General features: G+C 48.4%; 1 rRNA gene. It reads left to right on the top strand.

The features are described 5' to 3' along the window. Positions 1–137: 137 nt before the first annotated feature. Positions 138–213: ribosomal RNA gene (gene rrf / locus L6D75_RS27280) — 5S ribosomal RNA — on the top strand; the annotation flags it as partial.

Raw genomic sequence — 213 nt, 5'->3', positions numbered from 1 at the left:
TATAACACCCAAGCAATTTGCTAGCGCAGATTGCGGTGGTGAAGACGAAACGAACCGAAAGTTCGCAAGCAACATCACAAATATCACATATCCGAATTCGCTGGGCTGTCCATCTGGACATTCTGGCCACAGAATTTCTTGACGACCATAGAGCATTGGAACCACCTGATCCCATCCCGAACTCAGCAGTGAAACGATGCATCGCCGATGGTA

The organism is Pseudomonas faucium, assembly GCF_021602585.1.
Lineage (GTDB): Bacteria > Pseudomonadota > Gammaproteobacteria > Pseudomonadales > Pseudomonadaceae > Aquipseudomonas > Aquipseudomonas faucium.
Note: the sequence above shows the minus strand (reverse complement) of the source record. Positions and strands in the feature narration are given on the sequence as shown.